Origin of the sequence: uncultured Campylobacter sp. (assembly GCF_938030815.1) — a bacterium.
GTDB lineage: Bacteria > Campylobacterota > Campylobacteria > Campylobacterales > Campylobacteraceae > Campylobacter_B.
Map to the genome: position 1 here is coordinate 1 of NZ_CALHII010000254.1, position 4389 is coordinate 4389.

At 44.6% G+C, this 4389-nt stretch carries 2 protein-coding genes; both read right to left on the reverse strand.

Annotation, left to right across the window (positions count from 1 at the left end):
• Positions 1-3436: hypothetical protein (locus tag Q0277_RS09445; RefSeq protein ID WP_297997521.1), on the reverse strand; the 3436-nt coding region annotated here is incomplete at its 3' end.
• A 501-nt stretch (positions 3437-3937) separates the two neighbouring features.
• Positions 3938-4389: transporter substrate-binding domain-containing protein (locus Q0277_RS09450; RefSeq protein ID WP_297997523.1), on the reverse strand; the 452-nt coding region annotated here is incomplete at its 5' end.

Consider the following 4389-nt stretch of genomic DNA (forward strand, 5'->3'; position numbering starts at 1 on the left):
TATTGGCTGCGTTAGGAGCTATAAGGCTGCCGCTTCCTTGCTTATTGATTAGATGAATCTCGCTGCTTGGATTAATCGGACCGCTTACTCCGCTGATATAAGCCGTGATATTGCTTACGTTGCTTAGATCGGTATTGGCGGTAGGATCGCTTAGATTAAGCACGCTATCGCTTGCTGCAATAGAGCTAGGAAGGAAAAAATTTAACCTGTCAAAGCCGCTAATATTTTTAGCGCTTAAGGAATTTACTGCCGCAGGAGAGCTATTGCTTGCTCCTATATTTAGGGTGTTGCCGCTGCCGCTTGCGCTTATTACGCCTACATTATGACCGCTGATAAAATTTAACGTATTATTTGCGCCTGCTGCGTGGATATTTCTAGCGTTAAAATTCTTATCCTCCCCCGCTTTGCCTATATCTATGTTATTTCCGTTAAGACCCCCAGCACCTAGATACTTCTGCAGCTCATCCGCATCGAAATCCTCATTTATGCTCTCGTTAGTCTTAATAAGCTTTTGAATATAAAGCTCCCGCTCATCCTCGCTTATATGCATACCGCCTATGTTTCTACTAAAGGTATTGGCATCCTTTATGACATAGTTTTTATTTAGCTGAGTTACGTAGCCCTTGTCTTTAAAGCGCGGATCATATCCGGTAAATTTACCGCTTCCGCTTTTATAGGCAAGTGTGTATTTCTTATTATCGCCATCTGGATAGCTTGCATTGTTTAAAGCATTAAATTCGCTTGTCGAGTTTACAAATATATCGGTACCGCTTAGATCGGTATTGCCGGAGCCGGTTAAGCTTAAAGCTCTTTTGGTACTAGACGAAGCATCGTTTTCTATCTCGCTAAGGGAGGCTAGGTTAAATTCCAATTTATTGAAATTTGCAAAATTCCCTGCATTTAGGCCATTGCCGGAGTTTGAAGATAGGATATTTAGGCTATTGCCCGAATTGCTAGCGTTTGCACTAGATACGCCGTATAACGTGCCCGCTACGCTGCCACTTCTGAAATTTACTACGTTGTTGCTGCCGCTAGCGGCTTCCGCTGCGTAGACATTGCCGGCGATCTGCGTGTTGCCGTTTAAATTTACAGTGTTGGAGGAAGCGGTGCCGCTAGCCTTTCCGCCGTATACGCTTCCGCCTACGTTTACCGAGTTAAGAGTTATGGTGTTGGAAATCGCGCTGTTTCCCTTGCCGCCTACTGCCATTGCTCCTACGCTGCCGTTGTTTATAGTTACGATATTGGATTTGGCTTCTCCGTTGCTAGTATTGCCGCCGTAAATATTATTGCGGATTATTGTAGCATTCGTAGTTACGCTATTATCGTGGACGTTGCCGCCGCCGCTACTACTATGAGTGATGCCCGCATTTACGTACCCCACGTCTATTCCGCTTGCTTCGAAAGTTACGTGGTTATTATAAATTTCTTGCGAGGTAGCGGAATTTGAGTATCCGCCATCGATCTCGCCTATTTTGCTTCCGCCCTTTATCTTGGCGTAGTTATCATGGACGCTATTGCTTCCATCGGTAGCATCATTTCTGCCCGAGCTTATGTTTTTACCGCCTAGATTGCCTGCATTTTCCTTTACTATTACGGTGTTGCCTTTATTGCCGAATAACTCAGTAGCGCCTGCGGCCTTGTTAGAATTTTGATTTTGCATTAGCTCGCTTTGATCGAAGTTGGGGTCTATCCAAGAGCGAGTTAGAGTGCCCTTTTGCATGATTAAATTCTTATTGTTTTCGACCTCAATCGTAGTGCCGGTGATTTGATAGTGGTCTTTGTCGGTAATCGTATAAATTTGATTATCTTGCACGGTTTGCGCGGCTCTAGTGATCGTGCCGCCGCCTGAATTATGTATCAGATAGTACTTTCCTTCGCCTAAATCGGATTTTATACCCTCTATCTTTGTGTCGTTTAAATTTGTATTGCCGCCAGTGGTTAGAGTAAGCGGCGCATCGGCTTCGGTAGTAGAATATAGATCGTGAAAATTTATAGAGCCGAAATTTTTAATGTCCTTGGCTTTTTTCACGCCGCCGCCGACCCAATTTTCTATATGCAAGGTATTGGTTTTGTCTGCGGAGCTATTGCTGCCCCAGATCGTGCCACTTATAGTGCCACCTCTAAAATTTACGTTGCTATTCTCGACGCTGCCGCTTGTAGCGTAGCCTGCAAAGACGTCTCCTGCTATCGTCGTTCTTTCTTTATTGATATAAACGACCGCGTTTTTGACGCTTCCCGCACGTGCGCCATAGACATTGCCGCCGATATGCACGCCCTTGTTAGAATCGAATGCCCCTAGAGTAACTCTATCGCCGTCCGATTCGCCTGCGATGCCGTTTGCTGCTGCAACATCGCCCTTTACGGTGCCTTTTAAAATATCAACTACGCTTCGCGAGCTTGAGGCGCCGCCCAAAGAGCCCGTGACGCTGCCTACGATCGCATCGTCGTTATTGATTTCTACGCGATTTGCGCTCATTGCGCTAGCGCTATTTGCTTGACCGCCTACTACTTGGTAATTTTGCGCTTTTAGCCTTGAGTTTATGGTTACGGAGTTTGCGCTAGAGTTTCCGCTTCCGCCCGCTGCGCCCCAAATTCTACCGTTTCCGTTTAGAGTGATAGTATTTGTGCTGCCGTAATAAGGCACCGTTATATTGACGCTATTGTAGCTACTTTTTCCCGCGGAGGATTGAGCGCCGAATATATCGAAGTTCCCTCTAAACGTACCGCCTTTGATAGTTATTCTATTTGATACGGCATCACCGCCGCCGCTTACTATACCGCCTACGATTACATTCGTAACGGAGCCGTTGCCGATAGTGCCTCCGTCGATCGTTACGGCGTTGGAGGAGGCTTTTTTATCCGCTCCACTTCTGCCGCCGATGATATTGTAATGTCTATTTGAGCTACCGCCGAAGTTGTCGGCATTTCCCGTAATTTCGGCGCCGTATTTTACAAAAACCTGATTTCGCGTCGCTTCGCCTTCGTTGCCCGTTTTTGACGCCGCTATGCCTTGTCCGCCCACGACCAAATTTACCTTAGAGCCGTTTTCTAAGCTCACATAATTATCTGATACACCCTTGGCTTCGGCACCTATTGCGATACCTACGTAAGCGTTTGCGCCTCTAATCGTAAGTCTATTGTTGGAGGCGGAGTTTAACTCGATAAAGCCCGCAATCCCGTCGCCGCTTCCTCCGCCGTAAATCACGCTGCTGGAGTAGTCCGTCCCGCCGCTTACAACGCCCGTAATCGTCGTAATATTGCCGTTTGGGCTGGTACTTCCGCTGCCGCTAGTATTGCCGCTAAATCCCGCCGAATAGAGGTTATTATGGGTATGGATAAGCGGCGGATTAGAATCTGCATTGCAAAGTGCTTGTGCGGGTGCTAGTGCGAGCACCGCTGCGAGGCTAAGCATAGAGGAGCAGATGGATTTTTTCATATATTGATCCTTTGAAATTCGTAAAGTTTGCGATTATACATAAAAATAGATCAGTTTGCAATATGAAAATCACTGATCGGTTTTTAAAAGAGGGGGGCTACATTTTTAATTTTAAGTAATAAAAATTTACTCTTTGTGCAGAATAAATTCTTGACTGCAAAATTTAACCCTTTTTTAGGGGGCATTTTGAGCGGATTGTAAGTGGTGAAAAAATCCCAGCAAGAGGATCTTTAGTAAAATTTGAAATAATAAAAATCTGAGCTAAATTTATTTTAGTAATTCCAAGCTACGGTAAAATTTATGCAAGATAGTTTTTAAACGAGCGGAATTTTATATAAATGCCATTTCGCCCGCGAAAAAGATTTTTTGAAAAATTTAAACAAGCAATATTGTGCGATAAATTTTATGTGATCCATGCTGCAAGAGCTAAAGCATAGCAAGCAGGAGATAGAATTTACGCGATAAATCTTGCGTGATAAATTTTAAAATAAGCCGCAAATCCTACAAGAAGCTGTAAATTCCATCTAGCAAGAAATATCTTTTATCCGCAGCACCGTGATAAAATGGATTAAAAGTTCCCTCGTATGCCTTTTCAAAAAAACCTTCTTTGCTTAGCTTTATAAGCTCTGCATTGACGAAATCCAGTAGCTCTTTATTGCCCTTCTGAACGCCAATACCCATGAAATCGGGCTTGCCTAGAGTTTTAAGCGGCACTTCTACCTCGCTATCGACTACCGGATATGCCATTGCGATGAGATTATCGGTCGCGTAGGCATCCACGTCGCCGTTTTTTAGCATGCGGTAGCACTCTCTGGCGATCTTGCAAAATGTAAAATTTCCAAAGCCTTCTTGTTTAAAAAACGCCTCGCCCGTACCGCCGCTTTCGAGTAAAATTCTCTTCTCTCGCAGATCGGCTAAGGATTTTATTCTATCGGCTTTGCGGGTTAAAACTC